Below are 16,980 nucleotides of genomic sequence, written 5' to 3'. Positions count from 1 at the left end.
GTGGCAACAATTAAGAATATTGCGCAAGCAGCAGGCGTGTCAGTCTCAACTGCTTCGCGAGCGTTGAACAACAACCCGCGGATCAGTGCCAAGACCCGGCAACGGGTGCAAGAGATTGCTGACCAGCTGGGCTACTTGCCAAACTATAACGCCCAAAATCTGACCCGGGGTGAGTCAAACATGGTGGGGCTGATTTTCCCGGTAACGAGTGATACGGCCCCGGCCAACCCCTTCCATATCGACCTGATGCGGGGGATCAGTGTGGCCCTAAAGCCCCGCCACTATGAGATGGTGGTGGCTATCGCGCCAACGGCTGGCGACCTCTTAGCGAGCGTCAAGTCGATGGTTACCCAGTCAAAGGTCCATAAGTTCCTGGTCTTTTACACAATTGAAAACGATCCAGTAACCAGCTACCTCCGCAAGAATAAGCTTGACTTTGTGGTAATTGGCCACCCAACGGGCCACCACCCTGACCGCTATGTTGATAACGACAACGTAGCGGCGGGGGAAAAGGCCACCGCCCACCTGCTGGCCTACCATCCTGCCAAGCACCCGGCCTTCTTGCAGCTTGCCGACAACTGGGTCTACGAGCAGTCCCGGCGGCAGGGCTACGAGAAATGCCTTGAAAGCCGGGGAATTAAGCCGCTAGTCTGGTATTACCAGGAGAACGGGACCACGGTTGAGGACTTTTTGGCCAAGCACCCAGAGATTGATTCTTTCCTCTGCTCGGATGACCTGTTACTGGTCCGAATCAATGACCAATTGCAGTCACTGGGCTACCCCATTGCTTGCTACAACAATAGCCGGCTAGTGGGGATGCTACTCAAAGACAATGAACGGGTCGACATGCAACCACGGAAGCTGGGTCAGGCGGCCGTGGAGCTGTTATTTGAGCGAGATGACCACCACCGGATTGTGGATTTTAAGATTTATGATTAATGTTTAGAGAAGCTGGGGAAAAAGCACCAGAGCGTACTGATACTTTCCCCAGCTTCTTTTGCTATAACAATAGTTCCGGGGAGCTTCGCGTCGTAAGCACGTCCTTAACGTCTAACGCAGCGCAGCAAGTCTACTTGGTGAACGAAGGCTGACGCTTTCAGCGCCCCCGTTCTATGCTAGCCGGACAGGACGCTGAGAAGCTTAGTCGTTTCCCTGCCTCAGCTTATTTTTAATTGCAATCATTTGCAGTCCCCTAGCTAAATCGTTAGACTTAATAGGCAGATATTTAGCAGGAGGGAAATGAAAAATGGAAGAAGTCTACATTGTTGCGGCCCAGCGAACCCCAATTGGTAAGTTCGGTGGGGCCTTAGCAGCGGTGCCCGCTGTTCAACTCGGGGCAGCGGCCATCCGTGCGGCAGTCAAAGCCGCCACCATCGACCCGGCCTCTGTTGACCAGGTCCTGATGGGCAATGTTATCCAGGCGGGGAATGGACAGAATCCGGCGCGCCAGGCAGCCATTGCAGCGGGCCTGGACCAGTCCATACCGGCAATTACTGTGAATGATGTGTGCGCTTCTGGCCTGTCAAGTATTAACCTCGGAGCGAGCTTAATCCAGTCCGGTCAGGCTCAGGTCATCGTTGCCGGTGGGATGGAAAGCATGTCCCGGGCGCCTTACCTCCTGGAACGGGCACGCCAGGGCTACCGCTTTGGCGACGGCCGCTTAGTCGACGCCATGCAAAGAGACGGTTTAAATGACGCCTGGGGCGGCTACCCAATGGGGATGACCGCCGAAAACGTGAACGACCGTTACCAGGTCAGCCGGGAGGAGCAGGACCGTTTCGCCCTGCGTAGTCACCAGTTGGCGGTGGCCGCCCAGCAGAACCATTCCTTTGATAAGGAGATTGTCCCCGTCACGGTGAAGACCAAGAAGGGGGCCACGGTTGTTCGCCAGGACGAAGCACCCCGGCCGGACACCTCCATGGCAGCTTTGAGCAAGCTTAAGCCCGTCTTTAAGACCGGCGGGACGGTAACGGCGGGGAACTCCTCTGGTCTCAACGACGGTGGGGCGGCAGTTGTGCTGGCTTCCAAGACCGCAGTCAAGGAACTTGGCCTCCAGCCCCTAGCCCGCTGGGCAGCCTCCGCCTTGGTTGGCCTTGACCCCCACGTCATGGGCCTCGGCCCTTACTACGCAATCAGTCGCCTTCTGAAGCAGACCGGCTTAACCAAGGACGCGGTCGACGTCTTTGAGTTAAACGAGGCCTTCGCCAGTCAGGCGATCGTGTGCCAGCGCCTCTTGGGACTGACCGATGTCCAGCTTAATCCTTATGGTGGGGCAATTGCCCTCGGCCACCCGCTCGGCTGCTCCGGGGCCCGAATTCTGGTGACCCTGGTCCACCAACTGCGGGCCCTTCATAAGCATACTGGAATCGCCAGCCTCTGCGTTGGTGGGGGCATGGGCGCCGCAACATTAATAAAAGCTTAAAAAATTTGCCGTAGTCAAAATCCTTTGGCCACGGCTTTTTCTTCGCTTTCATAGTGAAAACGGTTAAATAAATCTGCGCAAACGGTTGCACAAATTTAATTCATCTGGTATATTTAACATTGTAATTAAATGTAAAGCGTTTTCAAAACGCGTTGATAGATTGTTGTGTAGTTAAAGGAGTTGTTAGTAATGAGTCAAGAAAAGCCTGCTACGGCTGGATTACCTACACTATCAAAGTCAACCATTTGGATGATTAACTTTGGTTTCTTAGGTGTTCAGACCGCGTTCACTTTACAAAGTTCACAAATGAGCCGGATCTTCCAAACCATTGGGGCCAATCCGAACAATTTAGGGTGGTTCTTCATCCTGCCACCACTGGCCGGGATCATTGTTCAACCAATCATTGGTTACTACTCTGACCGTACCTGGGCGCCAAAGCTTGGTGGTCGTCGTCTTCCTTACCTGTTGTTAGGGATGATCGTAGCGGTGATCGTTATGCTGCTGCTACCAAACTCTGGTAGTTTCGGCTTCGGTTATGGATCGCTCGCGGCCCTCTGGTTCGGTGCCATTACGGTGGCCTTCTTGGACCTGTCCTCTAACGTTGCCATGCAGCCATTCAAGATGATGGTTGGGGATATGGTTAACGATGACCAAAAGAGTTACGCTTACGGGATTCAAAGTTTCTTATCAAATACTGGTGCCGTTCTGGCCGCCATCTTCCCGTTCCTGTTGACCTGGTTAGGGGTTGCCAACACTGCTAAGAAGGGTGTTGTTCCGGATTCCGTTATTATTTCCTTCTACGTTGGTGCCGCGCTGTTAGTTATCACTAGTTTATTCACTGTTTTCCGGGTTCACGAATATGACCCTGCTACTTATGCTATGTACCACGGTATTTCTGAAGAAGATAACGCCAAGGGTGGTAACTGGTTCATGCTGCTGAAGCATGCACCAAAGGCCTTCTGGACCGTGACCCTGGTTCAGTTCTTCTGCTGGTTTGCATTCCAATACCTCTGGACTTACTCCGCCGGGGCAATTGCCAAGAACGTTTGGAACACGACCAACGCTACTTCCGCCGGCTACCAAGCTGCCGGTAACTGGTACGGTGTTTTAGCCGCCGTTCAATCAATCGTGGCCGTTGTATGGTCATATGTTTTGGCCAAGGTTCCTAACAAGTACCACAAGGCTGGTTACGCTGGTAGCCTGTTGCTCGGTGCTCTTGGTTTCATCTCCGTCTTCTTCATTCACTCCCAAGGTGCGCTGATTGTTTCATACATCTTGATTGGGATTGCATGGGCCGGAATGAACACTTACCCACTGACCATCGTTACGAACGCATTGTCTGGTAAGCACATGGGGACTTACCTGGGACTCTTCAACGGTTCCATTTGTTTCCCACAAATCGTTGCTTCCCTGCTGAGCTTCGCATTGTTCCCACTGCTGGGTGGTTCCCAAGTTAACATGTTCATCCTTGCCGGGATTGTGATGGCTTGTGGTGCCCTTGCTGTTGGCGCAATCAAGGAAACTTACGCTGAATAAGCCTGATTAATGTAAATTTATTAACAAAAAATTATAATAGGGACGTAGATGATACACCCCTTTTTGATAGAGAAAGGACTTGAATTCAATGAAACAAACATTCGAAATTGCTCCGTGGCACGTTGCAACGAAGAAGTGGGACCCAGAAGACAAACGTCTCCAAGAATCCATGACGAGTTTGGCAAACGAAAATCTCGGAATGCGGGGCTTCTTTGAAGAAGGGTACTCTGCAGACCACATGCAAGGGGTTTACCTTGGCGGAGTTTGGTTCCCTGACAAGACCCGTGTTGGTTGGTGGAAGAACGGTTATCCAAAGTACTTCGGTAAGATGATCAACGCGGTTAACTTCATGAAGCTGATCATCAAGGTCAACGGCGAACAACTGGACCTGGCTAAGCAGACGCCAAAGGACTTCAAGCTGGACCTTGACATGAAGCGCGGTGTTCTGACCCGTGAATTCACGGTTGAAATTGGTGGCACGGAAATGTACTTCCACTTTGAACGTTTTGTTTCCGCCGTTCAAAAGGAATTAGTTGGTCAACGCCTCCACATCAAGAACCGTGGTAACGGTGACGCGAAGGTTGAAATTACCAGCATGATTGATGCGGACGTCTACAACGAAGACGCCAACTACGACGAACAATTCTGGAACGTCCTCAACAAGAAAGCGAAGGGCGAACGTGCTGAATTAACTTCCATGACTAAGAAGAACGACTTCGGCACGCCACAGTTCATCGTCGGCATGCAAAGCACGACCAAGACCGACCTGGACCACGAAGGCGACGGGACGGACGAAAAGGACGCCTACAACACCTTTGCCGGAACGGTGGCTGCTGGTAAGGAAATTAACTTCGAAAAGCGGACCGTGGTTGTTACTTCACGGGACTTCGATACCGAAGAAAAGATTGAAAAGTACCTGGACGAATTAAGCAACCAGTTCGACGGCCAAAGCTACGACGACCTGCTGGACCCTCACGTGAAGGAATGGGCTGACCGGTGGACCAAGTCTGATGTTGAAATTGATGGTGACGAAGGGGCCCAACAAGGGATTCGTTTCAACCTCTTCCAACTCTTCTCCACTTACTACGGTGAAGACTACCGCCTCAACATTTCACCAAAGGGCTTCACTGGTGAAAAGTACGGTGGTGCCACTTACTGGGACACTGAAGCTTACTGTATCCCGGTTTACCTGGGGGTTGCTAACCCAGAGATTGCTCGTAACCTGCTGATGTACCGTTACAAGCAACTCGATGGTGCCTACGTCAACGCCCAACAACAAGGTCTGAAGGGGGCCCTCTTCCCGATGGTAACCTTCAACGGGATTGAATGCCACAACGAATGGGAAATCACCTTCGAAGAAATTCACCGGAACGGTGACATCGCCTACGCAATCTACCTGTACACGAAGTACACCGGCGACAAGTCTTACGTTCTCCACGAAGGTGCTAAGGTCCTGACCGAAATTTCACGGTTCTGGGCTGACCGGGTTCACTACTCACAAAACAAGAACAAGTACATGCTCCACGCCGTAACTGGTCCGGATGAATACGACAACAACGTTAACAACGACTGGTACACTAATCTGCTTTGCCGGTGGACGCTGAAGTACACCCTGGAAATTTTGGATGAAGTTGACGCCGACGTGGCTAAGAAGCTGAACGTTTCCGAAGACGAGAAGCGGCGTTGGAAGGGTATTGCTGACAACATGTACCTGCCATATGATAAGCAAAGAGACATCTTCCCAGAAAACGATGGCTACATGGACAAGGACCTGACCCCCGTTTCTGAAATCCCTAGTGACCAACTGCCACTGAACCAACACTGGTCATGGGACCGGATCCTGCGTTCACCATACGTCAAGCAGGGTGACGTCATCCAAGGCCTCTGGGACTTCATCGATGACTTTACGAAGGAACAGAAGAAGCACAACTTTGACTTCTACGAACAATACACCGTTCACGAATCAAGCCTGTCCGCTTCGGTTTACTCCATCATCGCTTCTGACATTGGTTATGAAGACAAGGCCGTTGAACTGTACGAACGTTCCGCACGGCTCGACCTGGATAACTACAACAACGATACTGCCGATGGTCTGCACATCACTTCCATGACCGGTTCATGGCTGGACATCGTGCAAGGGTTCGCTGGCATGCGGGTTCGTGATGGCCAACTCCACTACGCACCATTCCTGCCAAAGAAGTGGAACTCTTATCAATTCCGTCAGATGTTCCGTGGCCGGATCCTGAAGGTTAAGGTTGACAAGAACGGTACCAAGATTGACTTGGTATCAGGCGACCCAATCACGATCGACCTTGACGGCAAGAAGCTGGAATTAAAGTAATTCTGGGAGGCAATTAAGAATGAGTTTTGAAGATTTAAAGGGATTTGCCTTTGACCTTGACGGTGTGATTGCCGACACGGCCCGTTTCCACGGCCAGGCATGGCACCAACTAGCAGATAAAGTTGGTACCGAATGGACTCCTGAACTGGCGGACAGTTTGAAGGGTGTTAGCCGGATGGACTCCTTGGAATTAATCTTGAAGGCCGGTGGTCACGAAAATGACTACAGCCAAGACGAAAAGGTTGCCCTGGCAACGGAAAAGAACGATAACTACATCAAGTTAGTTGAAACCCTGACACCAGCGGATATTTTGCCGGGGATGAAGGACTTCCTAGATGAATTGAAGGCTAACGGTTACCACATCGTGCTAGCTTCCGCATCCAAGAACGCTCCTAAGGTATTAAAGTACTTACAGATTACGGATTATTTTGAAGGGATTGTTGACCCTGCCAAGCTGACCCATGGGAAGCCAGATCCGGAAATTTACAGTGAAGCTGCTAAATTGATGAACCTGCCGGCTAACCAGGTTGCTGGTTTGGAGGACGCCCAAGCCGGGATTGAATCCATTAACCGGGCGAGTGAAACTTCAATTGGTTTCGGTGCTTCTCTAAAGGACGCCGACGTTAAGTTTGACCAGACCAGTGAAGTTTCACTGGCTGCTATCAAGAAGCAAATGGGATAACAACTCTCTATCAACCTATCAATCTAACTATTACCGTTTGCCTCTTAACTAAAAGTCGACCAGCATTGCCTGGTCGGCTTTTTTGATGAAGCTGGAAAAAAGCATCAGAGTGCTCCGTATGGCTAGTATAGGACGATCGTTAGCACGGTACGGGCTGGCGATTGTCCGTAATCAAATAGACTTGCTTCGCGGCGCTAGCCACTAGGAGTACGCTTCGATGCGAAGCAAGCCTATTTGGTTTTTCCGCGATTATTATGTAACATTCGAGAAATAACCCAAGCTACTAACTAAAAGTTATATAATACAAGTAAACGAGAAAGGATGGTACTTATGGTCGAATTAAAGAATATTAACTCTATTTACCACTTGAACAATGGGGTGAAGATTCCTTGCGTTGGTTACGGGACGTTCAGAACTCCCGCTGACGTTGCAGAAAAGGCAGTTGCCGATGCGATTGACGTTGGCTACCGGCTGATCGACACAGCGGCCGTCTACGGCAATGAAGAAGCGGTCGGCAAGGGAATCAAGGACTCCGGTATTGACCGGCACCGCCTCTTCATCACCAGCAAGCTCTGGAACGACCACCGCGGCTACGAGAAGGCTAAGCAGGCCATTGACGAAACACTGCAGCGGATGCAGCTCGACTACCTGGACCTCTACCTGATCCACTGGCCAGCTAACCAGAAGCAATTTGGAACCAGGGCGGCCGAAATTAACGCCGAAACCTGGCGGGCAATGGAAGAGGCTTACCATGAAGGAAAGATTCGGGCCCTCGGTCTCAGTAACTTCATGCCCCACCACATTGTGGACCTGATGCGGACCGCAGAAGTGGCCCCAGCGGTTGACCAGATTGAGGTCCACCCCGGCTGGCCACACGTTGAGGAAGTCAAGTACCTGCAAGCTCATAACATCCTGGTCGAAGGGTGGGCACCGCTGGGTGGTCAGGGCGCCAAGGTCATGACCAATAAGACGATGCTCCAATTGGCCGACAAGTACGGTAAGACGGCGGCCCAAATCTCCCTGCGTTGGTTGATTCAGCGGGGCGTCCTCCCACTGCCAAAGTCCACCCACAGGGAACGGATGGTCCAAAACACCCAGCTCTTTGACTTTGAACTCAGCGATGAGGATATGAAGAAGATTGAGGCCCTGCCAAGCCTTGGCGGCCAGTGTGCTGACCCTGACGACGTGGACTTCTAGGAGGAATCGCGATGCAGTTTATTAAAACCGACGCCAACGTTGACCTGGCGGAAAACATCGTCGAGACAGCCAGTCAAACCGTTACCCACCTGGTGATTCCGGCGGGCAAGGCTGTCCCTAAGCACCACGTTCCGTACGACGTTATTGTGGTACCCATCAAGGGGAAGGTTATCTTTGGCGACGTTGACCACGACCACCATGAGACCTTGGTACCCGGGGATATCGTGAAGATGGCTCCCGGTGAATGGCACGACCTTAAGGCAGTCGACGATACCGAAGTAATGGTAATTAAGTCGAAGTTGCAATAGTTAAAAACAAGCTGGGAAAAAAACAGTAGAGTGCTCCGTATGGCTAGTATAGGACGATTGTTGGCACGGTACGGGCCGGCAATTGTCCGTAATCAATGGACTTGCTTCGCGGCGCTAGCCACTAGGAGCACGCTTTTTTTCCGCGATTACTGCATAATATTCGGAAAAATGAAAGAGGCTGGTGAGATAACAAAGTTTTCTCCCAGCTTCTTTTCTGTGCTATGGTAGAAATAGTATTTTCAGAGTAAGGAAGGCTATTAAATGGCAAAGCAGAAGAAAGAGCACATTTTTACGAAGGACGTTGTGCTGGTCATGGCCGCATCGTTTTTCTTTATGTTTAGTAACATGTATTGCAACCCCCTGATCAACGGCTACGCGAAGAGTCTTGGCGCCAGTGGGGCCTTTGCGGGGGTAATTGTGGGGATGATGAGTATCGTTGCCATGTTCCTGCGGCCAATTGCCGGGAACCTGACCGACCATTTTTCCAAGTACCAACTGTCGTTTGTTGGTGGGGCCCTGAGTTTCATTGGGGTCTTGGGCTACGTTTTTACGCCAAATAGCGTGGTTCTTTTGCTTTGTCGGTTGGTCAACGGGCTGGGCTACGTCTTGTGCACAGTCTGCATGACGACCTGGCTTTCCTACTTGGTACCCTTCTCCCATGTGGGGGAGGCAATGAGCTTCTACGGCTTGATGAACGCCCTGGCAATGTCGCTGGCCCCGGCAATCTCAATTGATATCTACCCGGTCATTGGCTACCGGCTCGCAATCATTATCTCCGCCTTGGCCGCCCTGATGGTGGTCGTCACCATCCAATTCGTCCACAACCGGGCGCTGCCAACCGCCAAGGGACCAATCGATAAGGGGCACTTCCACCTGAAGATCATTCAACACGATTCTATCCCCATTGCGGCGATGATTGCCCTGTTTGCCATCCCGTACTTCGCCACCCAGGCGGATATCGTCAGCTACACCGAACAGCGCCACCTGCCGATTGCTGTCGGGGCCTACTTCTTGATCTACGCGATCGTCCTTCTGGCCATCCGGCTCTTCTTGCGGAACCAGTTCGACACGGTCCGCTTTGGGATCTGGCTGGTTGCCAGTTTAGTGGCCACCGCCTTTTACCTGGTAATGCTGGCAGTAATGCACACGAACTGGGAAATGGCCCTGGCCGCTGCGGGGATGGCCTTTGGTTACGGGACCATTTATTCGGTCTGCCAGTCAACGGCGATGATGCTCGCGCCCCAAAGCGAACGGGGGCTGGCCAGTGCGACCTTCTTCTTGGGCCTGGACATCGGGATGTCACTAGGCCCAATCCTCGGGGGGTTAATCGACGACTTCCTACCGGTTGCCTTCTTCTATCCGGTAATGCTAATCATTGTTCCGCTGATCCTGTTGATTTACCTCGGCAACCGCAAGAAGCTTAATGGGGCGGTTGTTAAGCACCAGGACATAGAGTAGGGGTCGACGATGAAAAAGATTTGGCAAGAACTTCAACACGCAAACCGGCAGTTTTACCGCCACTGGTTTTCATACCTGACCCTCTTCATTAGCGTGGACCTAATCATCCAGTTAATTTGGATTCCCATCTTTCGCCTGATTACGACCTTTGCCCTCCAGGCGGGGGAGATCCCCTTTGTCTCCTACCAAAATGTGGTGACGATTGTGACCCACCACCCCATTGTTGTCCTGGTCCTTTTGGCAGAGCTGGTTGCTATCCTCCTGGTAGTTTACGGCCAGTTTGCCATGATTCTGTTAGGAGTCAAGGAGATTAGGACGGAGCAGCTGGGGGCCCGCCGGTTGATCAAGGCCACCTTGGCCCGGCTGAAGGACTTGTGCATGAGCTCCCTCCTGGTCTTACTGGGTTATTTTGTCTTGGTGGTTCCCTTCGCTGACCTGGTCTTTCGGACCCCGCTGCTTGCGAAGGTGCAAATCCCCCAGTTTATCCTGGACTACCTGACGCGAAGTGCCCTGCTGCTCACTGTCCTCCTGGCCTTTTACGCGGTGATGATCATCCTGGGCGTCCGTTTTCTCTATGCCTTGCCCCTGATGGTTTACCGGGGCCAGCGGCCCAAAGCGGCCCTCAGGGCAAGCTGGCGACAGACCCGGCGCGGTAAATGGTGGCCGGCAATTGCCCGCCTCATCGTGGTGAGCCTGGCAGGAGCAATCATCGCTGCTATCCTGTATGCCGCGACGGTGGGCGCTCAGTTTGCCGCGGACCACTTCCTTGGTAAGGGCGCGTATTACTTTGGAATCTTCGACATGCTGGTGGTCCAACTTGGCAGTGAGCTCTTTGCGGCCTGGGTCGGGACCGTCACGATCAACGTTGTCTTCAAGCAATTTGTCGGCCCGGCCAGTGGGGACCACTTTGCAACCTCACGGGGATTGAAGGCGGTCACCGTTGTTGCGGTCGGCCTGCTTACGTTTATCACCGTTGTTGGTAACGCCCTCTACCTCAGCGGTAGCGAGGACCAGCGGCCAGTGACCGTCTCCCACCGGGGCGTGGCGGACGAAAACGGGGTCCAAAACACCATTCCGGCGATGGAAAAGACCCACCGCCTCCATCCGGATTACATTGAAATGGACGTTCACGAGACTAAGGACCACCAGTTTGTCGTCCTCCACGACGAAAATCTGAAGGAACTGACCGGGGTCAACAAGACGCCCCACCAGCTGACCCTCCGCCAGCTGACCCGGCTGACTGCCCGGGAAAACGGTCACCAGGCCAAGATTGCCAGCTTCGATGACTACCTGAAAACAGCTGACCGCCTCCACCAGAAGCTACTGGTCGAAGTTAAGACGACCCCGCAGGATTCGGCGGGGATGCTGCGGCGTTTCGTCCGGCAGTACGGGCCCACTTTGGTTGCCCACCACGACCAGCTCCATTCCCTGGACTACAGCGTGGTTACGGGCCTGAAGAAGTACGACCCCCACTTGGACGTCCTCTACGTTCAGCCCTATAATTTCACCTACCCGAACACGGTTGCCAACGGCTACTCAATGGAGTATTCGACCTTGACTTACGACTTCATCACCCTGGCCCACCTTCAGCACAAGTGCGTCTACGCCTGGACGGTCAACGATGATCAGGTGATGAATCAGATGATGTACAAGAACGTCGACGGCATCATTACCGACAACCTGGTGGAACTCAACCAGGCCATCGCCAGCTACGAGGGACACCAAAGCTATGCTCAGCGGATTTTGAACTACATTATGGTCGTGCCGACGAGCACGGAATTCGCGCCGTAAGGGAATCTTAAGAAAAGGACCGTCAGATTGTAATAAAGCACTGGTATAATTTAGTAGTTAATAAAAGGAATGGTGATTACAGTGTCAATCTATGGACCATACGAACAAAGTCTGTCCGCGGTCTTGACGCGGGTCGAACAGGAAATCCAACAACTGAACCAGCAGACCCTGGATGACCACCAGCCCAAACTATACGAGCACCTGATTGGGCGGGTGAAGGACCCGGATAGCATGGTGGAAAAGTGCCACCGGAAGGATTATCCGGTGACCACCTACGCGGCCCTTCGCCAGTGCCATGATGCCGTTGGGGTCCGGCTGGTCTGTAACTTTATCAGTGACATCACCCGCTGCCTGAAACAGATTCGGCAGGCGGACTGGTGCACGGTCGTCAAGGAAAAGGACTACATTACTAACGCTAAGCCCAACGGTTACCGGAGCTATCACCTGATTTTGGACGTGGTGGCCCAGTTTGAAGACGTGGATGGCCACCAACCAGGGCACTTCTATGTGGAAATCCAGCTGCGGACGATTGCGATGGACTCGTGGGCCAGTCTGGAACACGAATTGAAGTACAAGCACAACATCAAGAATCCTGAACGAATCGGCAAGGAGCTGAAGCGGTGCGCCGACCAGCTCGCCTCCTGCGATGTCCAGATGCAGACGATTCGACAGCTAATTCAAGAAGGATAGGTGAGGACATGCGAATTCTGCTAGCAGAAGATGAAGAACAGCTGGCCCGGGTATTAAAGATGGCTATGACCAGCAGCGACTATACAGTGGACGCCGTTGATAACGGGCAAAAGGCGGTTGACCTGGCAAAGGAGAACGCCTATGACGTGATTATCTTAGACATCATGATGCCTGTTAAGGATGGAATCACGGCCCTCAAGGAAATCCGGGAAAGTGGTAACCAGACCTACGTGATCATGCTGACGGCGATGGCCGAAGTCGATGACCGGGTCAACGGCCTTGATTCCGGGGCGGATGACTATATTACCAAGCCCTTCTCGCTCAAGGAACTCCTGGCGCGCTTGCGGTCACTGGAGCGGCGGACGACTACGAGCAAACAGGCCCTCCACTTTGACGACCTCACCCTGGATAGCGAGGAGCAGGTGATGGAAAGCAGCAATTCCATCAGTCTGACCCGGGAGGAGACGCAGATGCTGGCGTACTTGATCCGTAATGCTGGTAAGCCCCTGTCCCCAGTCGCTATTCTTGATAACGTGTGGGGAAACGAGAAAGCGGACGAAGAGGACGTCTGGATTAACATTTCCTACCTTCGTCAGAAGCTATCCTCGATTCAGTCGCACGCCCAGATTGCGGGTGAAAAGGGCGGCCCTTACATGCTGAAGGAGTGATGCTAAATGATTCAGCACTTTCGTAACCGGTTCATCGTTTTTTCCACCTGTGCGCTAATCCTGGTGATTATCCCCATCATCGGTGGCCTGAGTGCCATCACTTACTTTCAGTCCCGGCGGGAAGTTAATTCTGTCCTGACCATCCTGGTCAATAACGAAGGGCAGATGCCGCGGGGCCAGGTGAAGAACCAGCCGGCGATTATTCCCCAGCCGCACTTTACTCGGGAAAGCCTATCCCAGTACCGCTTCTTTAGCGCGACCATCCCGGATGGCAAGGGACCGATCAGGATTGATAACCAGCATATCCTGTCGGTCAGTCCCGCTGAAATTAAGCGCCTGGCCCAGCGGGTGCAGGGGCGGCAAAAAGGCCAGGGACAAGTACTCTACCGGCAGACGGTCTATGCCTATAAGCGCAAGCACGTCAAGGGCCAGACCACGATTGTCTTTTTGGACGAAAGCCTCTTAATGGCCAAGACCTGGGCAATTATTTATGTCGGCCTATTGCTCGGTGTTATTAGCTTGGTTATCTATACCACCATCTTGATCCTCTTCTCCCGCCGGGCGATCCGGCCAATCATTGAGGCCGAACACCGGCAAAAGGAATTCATCACCAACGCCGGGCACGAACTGAAGACCCCGCTGACGGTGATTGAGGCTAACACGGAGATGCAGGAGCTGACCAGCGGGGAGAGTGAACTGACGACTAGCACCAAGCAGCAGGTCCGCCGGTTGACCGAGTTGATCAACCACCTGGTTTCCCTGGCCCGCCTGCAGGAGCAGCCAACTTTTACCATTGAGCCCGTTAACGTCAGCCAGGTTACTAACAAGGTGGCTGATGGAATGGCCAACGTGGCCAAAGGGGATGGCCATCACTTCAGTAAGCAGGTGGCCCCAGGGCTGATGATCAACGCCGACGAGAACTACTTCTATGAACTGGTCAGCATCCTCCTGGATAACGCCAACAAGTACTGTGACCCGGATGGCGAAGTTAGTGTCGCCCTCCGGCTAAGCAAGCGGAAGAAGGGGGTTATCCTGACGGTGACCAACAGCTATGCCAAGGGCGACCAGGTCGACTTCAACCGCTTCTTTGAGCGTTTCTACCGGGAAGACAAGGCCCGGACAGTTAACAAAAAGGCCGGCTTTGGCATCGGCTTGTCGATGGCCCAGATGATCGTTCGTAACTTTGGCGGCAAGATTAGCGCCCACTACGCTGATGGAAAAATTTCTTTTGTGGCGGCGTTTAAGGCGGTCAATAATAAAAAGAAATAATTAAAAGGTCCTCACACCGAAATTGGTATGAGGACCTTTGATGTTTAAGTAACACGGCTTCTAATAGTCACCATTCATGATGGAGTTCTTGACGATTACGTAGTCAACTTTGCGGATGGACTCGAGATCGCGGCCCCCGGCATAGGAAATCGAGGACTGGAGGTCTTCTTGCATTTCCTGCAGGGTGTCCTTAATGGAGCCCCGGAACGGAACCAGCATCTGCTTGCCTTCCACGTTCCGGTAGGCGCCCTTCTGTACTTCAGAGGCGGAACCCCAGTACTGCTTATACTGCTTGCCATCAATCGTGATGACGTGGCCAGGGGACTCCAGGTGACCGGCCAGCATTGAACCGATCATGACCATTGAGGCCCCGAAACGGACAGACTTGGCAATGTCGCCGTTGTGGCGGATCCCCCCGTCGGCAATGATTGGCTTCCGGGCCGCCTTGGCGCAGAGGCGGATGGCGGCGAGCTGCCATCCCCCGGTCCCGAAGCCGGTCTTCAACTTGGTGATGCAGGCCTTGCCGGGCCCTACACCGACCTTGGTGGCATCGGCGCCGGCGTTTTCCAAGTCCCGGACGGCTTCGGGCGTGGCAACGTTCCCGGCCGTGACAAAGCTACCGGGAAGCTGCTTTTTAATGTACTTAATCATTTTGATGACAAAATCCGAATGACCATGGGCAACATCGATTGTAATGTACTCCGGAAGTAAATGTTCGGCTTTTAACTGGTCAATGAAGTCGTACTCCGCATCCTTGATACCCACGGAGATGGAAGCAAAGAGCTGCCGTTCGTGCATCTGTTTGACGAAACCAAGGCGGTCGGCCGGTTCGAACCGGTGCATTACGTAGTAGTAGCCGTTTTGGGCGAGCCATACGGCCAGGCCCTCATCAATCACACTTTCCATGTTGGCCGGAACCACCGGGATTTTAAAGGTCTTCGGACCAAACTTGACGCTGGTGTCGGCATCCTTCCTACTCTTGATAATGCACTTGTTAGGGATTAATTGGATATCATCATAATCGAACGTTTCCACGGCAATGACTCCTTTTTGTTAAAAATTACCGTATGCTATTATGCACTAAAGATGGGGACCCGTCAATAATAAGAGCGTACATTTTTTGAGTAATTTTTAAAAATTGTTCGAAAAAGCATTGACCTTCGCCGGCAATTTCGGTAGGATAGTGAAGTAAAAACGTCTTTTTACGAAAATAAACGATGAGGTGAAAATAATGTCATCAGTTGTTATTGTTGGTAGTCAATGGGGAGACGAAGGGAAAGGTAAGATGACCGATTACCTGAGTCAAAACGCGGACGTGGTCGTTCGTTCCCAGGGTGGAAACAATGCGGGTCACACCATCGCTTTTAATGGTAAGAAGTTTGCCCTGCGGTTAGTACCATCTGGTATTTTTGGAAAGGACAAGTTAGTGGTTATTGGTAACGGTGTTGTTATCAACCCACCGGCCTTGTTGAAGGAATTGCATTACCTCCAAGACAACGGGATTGACACCTCTGGTCTCCGGATTTCAAGCCGGTCACACGTTACCTTCCCGTACCACATCCTTTTGGATAAGTGCCAAGAAAAGGCGAAGGGTGACCACAAGGTTGGGACGACCAAGAACGGGATTGGCCCCACTTACATGGACAAGGTTTCCCGGGTCGGCATCCGGATGTGCGACTTACTGGAAAAGGACACCTTCAAGATCAAGTTACAACGGAACCTGGCAGAAAAGAACGAACTGTTCACCAAGCTCTACCACGTTGACCCCATCAACTTTGATGATATTTTTGAAAGTTACTATGAATACGGTCAAGAACTGAAGAAGTACGTCACCGACACTGCCCGGATCGTCAACGACGCAGTTGACGACGGTAAGCGGGTCCTCTTTGAAGGGGCCCAAGGGGTAATGCTGGACGTTGACCAAGGGACCTACCCATACGTTACTGCTTCTAACCCAATCGCCGGTGGTGTCTGCACTGGGGTTGGGATTGGCCCTAACAAGATTGACACCGTTGTCGGAATCTGCAAGGCTTACTCTACCCGGGTCGGTGCCGGCCCGTTCCCGTCTGAACTGACTGATGAGGTTGGTGACCAAATTCGGGAAACCGGTCACGAATACGGGACCGTTACCGGGCGGCCACGGCGGGTTGGCTGGTTCGACAGTGTGGCAATGCGCCACGCACGGCGGGTATCGGGCCTTTCCTGCCTGAGCCTTAACCTGCTGGACGTCTTGACCGGCCTGAAGACCATCAAGATCTGCAAGGCCTACAAGCTTGACGGCAAGGAGATCGACTACTACCCAGCTAGCCTGAAGGAGCTGGAACGCTGTGAACCGGTTTACGACGAACTGCCTGGTTGGGACGAAGACATCACTGGTGTTAAGAAGTTCGAAGACCTGCCAGAAAACGCCCAAAACTACTTGAAGCGGGTTAGTGAATTATCCAATGTTCCGGTGGCCACCGTTTCGGTTGGGGCTGACCGGATCCAAACAATTATTGTTAAGGACCCATGGGACATTGCCGAAAAGTAATTAAAGATTTTAATAAGTAAGAGGCTGGGAGAAAACTTTGTTTTCTCACCAGCCTCGTTTAGTTCTCCGAATATTACATAGTAATCGA

Annotated in this window: 14 protein-coding genes; 13 read left to right on the top strand and 1 reads right to left on the bottom strand. The window is 52.4% G+C overall.

What is annotated here, in order from left to right; genetic code table 11:
* The 12 genes from FD32_RS03480 to FD32_RS03425 all read left to right on the top strand — a co-directional run bounded on the left by FD32_RS03480 (position 1) and on the right by FD32_RS03425 (position 14,362).
* On the top strand, positions 1–939 hold the full coding sequence (locus tag FD32_RS03480; RefSeq protein ID WP_047769839.1) for a LacI family DNA-binding transcriptional regulator: 939 nt from the start codon (positions 1–3) through the stop codon (positions 937–939).
* A gap of 307 nt (positions 940–1,246) precedes the next feature.
* Positions 1,247–2,422: a thiolase family protein gene (locus FD32_RS03475; RefSeq protein ID WP_047769841.1), complete on the top strand. Its 1,176-nt coding sequence runs from the start codon at positions 1,247–1,249 to the stop codon at positions 2,420–2,422.
* A gap of 189 nt (positions 2,423–2,611) precedes the next feature.
* Entirely contained in the window at positions 2,612–3,958 is a 1,347-nt protein-coding gene (locus FD32_RS03470; RefSeq protein ID WP_047769844.1) for an SLC45 family MFS transporter, read from the top strand.
* A gap of 88 nt (positions 3,959–4,046) precedes the next feature.
* Entirely contained in the window at positions 4,047–6,299 is a 2,253-nt protein-coding gene (locus tag FD32_RS03465; protein ID WP_047769846.1) for a glycoside hydrolase family 65 protein, read from the top strand.
* Positions 6,300–6,318: 19 nt separating this feature from the next.
* Entirely contained in the window at positions 6,319–6,981 is a 663-nt protein-coding gene (pgmB, locus tag FD32_RS03460) for a beta-phosphoglucomutase (RefSeq protein WP_047769847.1), read from the top strand.
* 330 nt (positions 6,982–7,311) lie between these two features.
* Positions 7,312–8,178: an aldo/keto reductase gene (locus FD32_RS03455; RefSeq protein ID WP_047769849.1), complete on the top strand. Its 867-nt coding sequence runs from the start codon at positions 7,312–7,314 to the stop codon at positions 8,176–8,178.
* A gap of 11 nt (positions 8,179–8,189) precedes the next feature.
* The gene (locus FD32_RS03450) at positions 8,190–8,486 is read left to right on the top strand and encodes a cupin domain-containing protein (protein ID WP_047769851.1); all 297 of its coding nucleotides are present in this window, start codon (positions 8,190–8,192) and stop codon (positions 8,484–8,486) included.
* Positions 8,487–8,747: 261 nt separating this feature from the next.
* Positions 8,748–9,944, top strand: coding sequence for an MFS transporter (locus tag FD32_RS03445; RefSeq protein WP_047769853.1), 1,197 nt, complete (start codon positions 8,748–8,750; stop codon positions 9,942–9,944).
* A gap of 9 nt (positions 9,945–9,953) precedes the next feature.
* On the top strand, positions 9,954–11,735 hold the full coding sequence (locus FD32_RS03440) for a glycerophosphoryl diester phosphodiesterase membrane domain-containing protein (protein WP_047769855.1): 1,782 nt from the start codon (positions 9,954–9,956) through the stop codon (positions 11,733–11,735).
* Between the two features lie 81 nt (positions 11,736–11,816).
* Positions 11,817–12,425: a GTP pyrophosphokinase gene (locus tag FD32_RS03435; protein WP_047769857.1), complete on the top strand. Its 609-nt coding sequence runs from the start codon at positions 11,817–11,819 to the stop codon at positions 12,423–12,425.
* 8 nt (positions 12,426–12,433) lie between these two features.
* The gene (locus FD32_RS03430) at positions 12,434–13,093 is read left to right on the top strand and encodes a response regulator transcription factor (RefSeq protein ID WP_047769859.1); all 660 of its coding nucleotides are present in this window, start codon (positions 12,434–12,436) and stop codon (positions 13,091–13,093) included.
* Between the two features lie 6 nt (positions 13,094–13,099).
* On the top strand, positions 13,100–14,362 hold the full coding sequence (locus FD32_RS03425; protein ID WP_047769861.1) for a sensor histidine kinase: 1,263 nt from the start codon (positions 13,100–13,102) through the stop codon (positions 14,360–14,362).
* Positions 14,363–14,422: 60 nt separating this feature from the next.
* Here FD32_RS03425 and FD32_RS03420 read toward each other — a convergent pair whose 3' ends face one another.
* Positions 14,423–15,397 carry a GMP reductase gene (locus FD32_RS03420; RefSeq protein WP_056962109.1) on the bottom strand — a complete coding sequence of 325 codons (975 nt, stop codon included), beginning with the start codon at positions 15,395–15,397 and terminating at the stop codon, positions 14,423–14,425.
* A 196-nt stretch (positions 15,398–15,593) separates the two neighbouring features.
* On the opposite strand from FD32_RS03420, the gene FD32_RS03415 reads away from it, so the two are divergent.
* Entirely contained in the window at positions 15,594–16,892 is a 1,299-nt protein-coding gene (locus tag FD32_RS03415) for an adenylosuccinate synthase (protein WP_047769864.1), read from the top strand.
* The last annotated feature ends 88 nt before the right edge of the window (positions 16,893–16,980 follow it).

The sequence above is a fragment of the Limosilactobacillus panis DSM 6035 genome (genome assembly GCF_001435935.1).
Lineage (GTDB): Bacteria > Bacillota > Bacilli > Lactobacillales > Lactobacillaceae > Limosilactobacillus > Limosilactobacillus panis.
The sequence above is the reverse complement of the archived record's forward strand: the minus strand, read 5'-3'. Positions and strand labels throughout refer to the sequence as shown.

What these genes read in the sequence shown, in the direction of transcription:
- FD32_RS03465 (WP_047769846.1), top strand. Translation starts at nt 4,047, where the DNA reads ATGAAACAAACATTCGAAATTGCTCCGTGGCACGTTGCAACGAAGAAG.
- FD32_RS03450 (WP_047769851.1), top strand. Translation starts at nt 8,190, where the DNA reads ATGCAGTTTATTAAAACCGACGCCAACGTTGACCTGGCGGAAAACATC.
- FD32_RS03470 (WP_047769844.1), top strand. Translation starts at nt 2,612, where the DNA reads ATGAGTCAAGAAAAGCCTGCTACGGCTGGATTACCTACACTATCAAAG.
- FD32_RS03445 (WP_047769853.1), top strand. Translation starts at nt 8,748, where the DNA reads ATGGCAAAGCAGAAGAAAGAGCACATTTTTACGAAGGACGTTGTGCTG.
- FD32_RS03455 (WP_047769849.1), top strand. Translation starts at nt 7,312, where the DNA reads ATGGTCGAATTAAAGAATATTAACTCTATTTACCACTTGAACAATGGG.
- FD32_RS03430 (WP_047769859.1), top strand. Translation starts at nt 12,434, where the DNA reads ATGCGAATTCTGCTAGCAGAAGATGAAGAACAGCTGGCCCGGGTATTA.
- FD32_RS03425 (WP_047769861.1), top strand. Translation starts at nt 13,100, where the DNA reads ATGATTCAGCACTTTCGTAACCGGTTCATCGTTTTTTCCACCTGTGCG.
- FD32_RS03475 (WP_047769841.1), top strand. Translation starts at nt 1,247, where the DNA reads ATGGAAGAAGTCTACATTGTTGCGGCCCAGCGAACCCCAATTGGTAAG.
- FD32_RS03440 (WP_047769855.1), top strand. Translation starts at nt 9,954, where the DNA reads ATGAAAAAGATTTGGCAAGAACTTCAACACGCAAACCGGCAGTTTTAC.
- FD32_RS03415 (WP_047769864.1), top strand. Translation starts at nt 15,594, where the DNA reads ATGTCATCAGTTGTTATTGTTGGTAGTCAATGGGGAGACGAAGGGAAA.
- pgmB (WP_047769847.1), top strand. Translation starts at nt 6,319, where the DNA reads ATGAGTTTTGAAGATTTAAAGGGATTTGCCTTTGACCTTGACGGTGTG.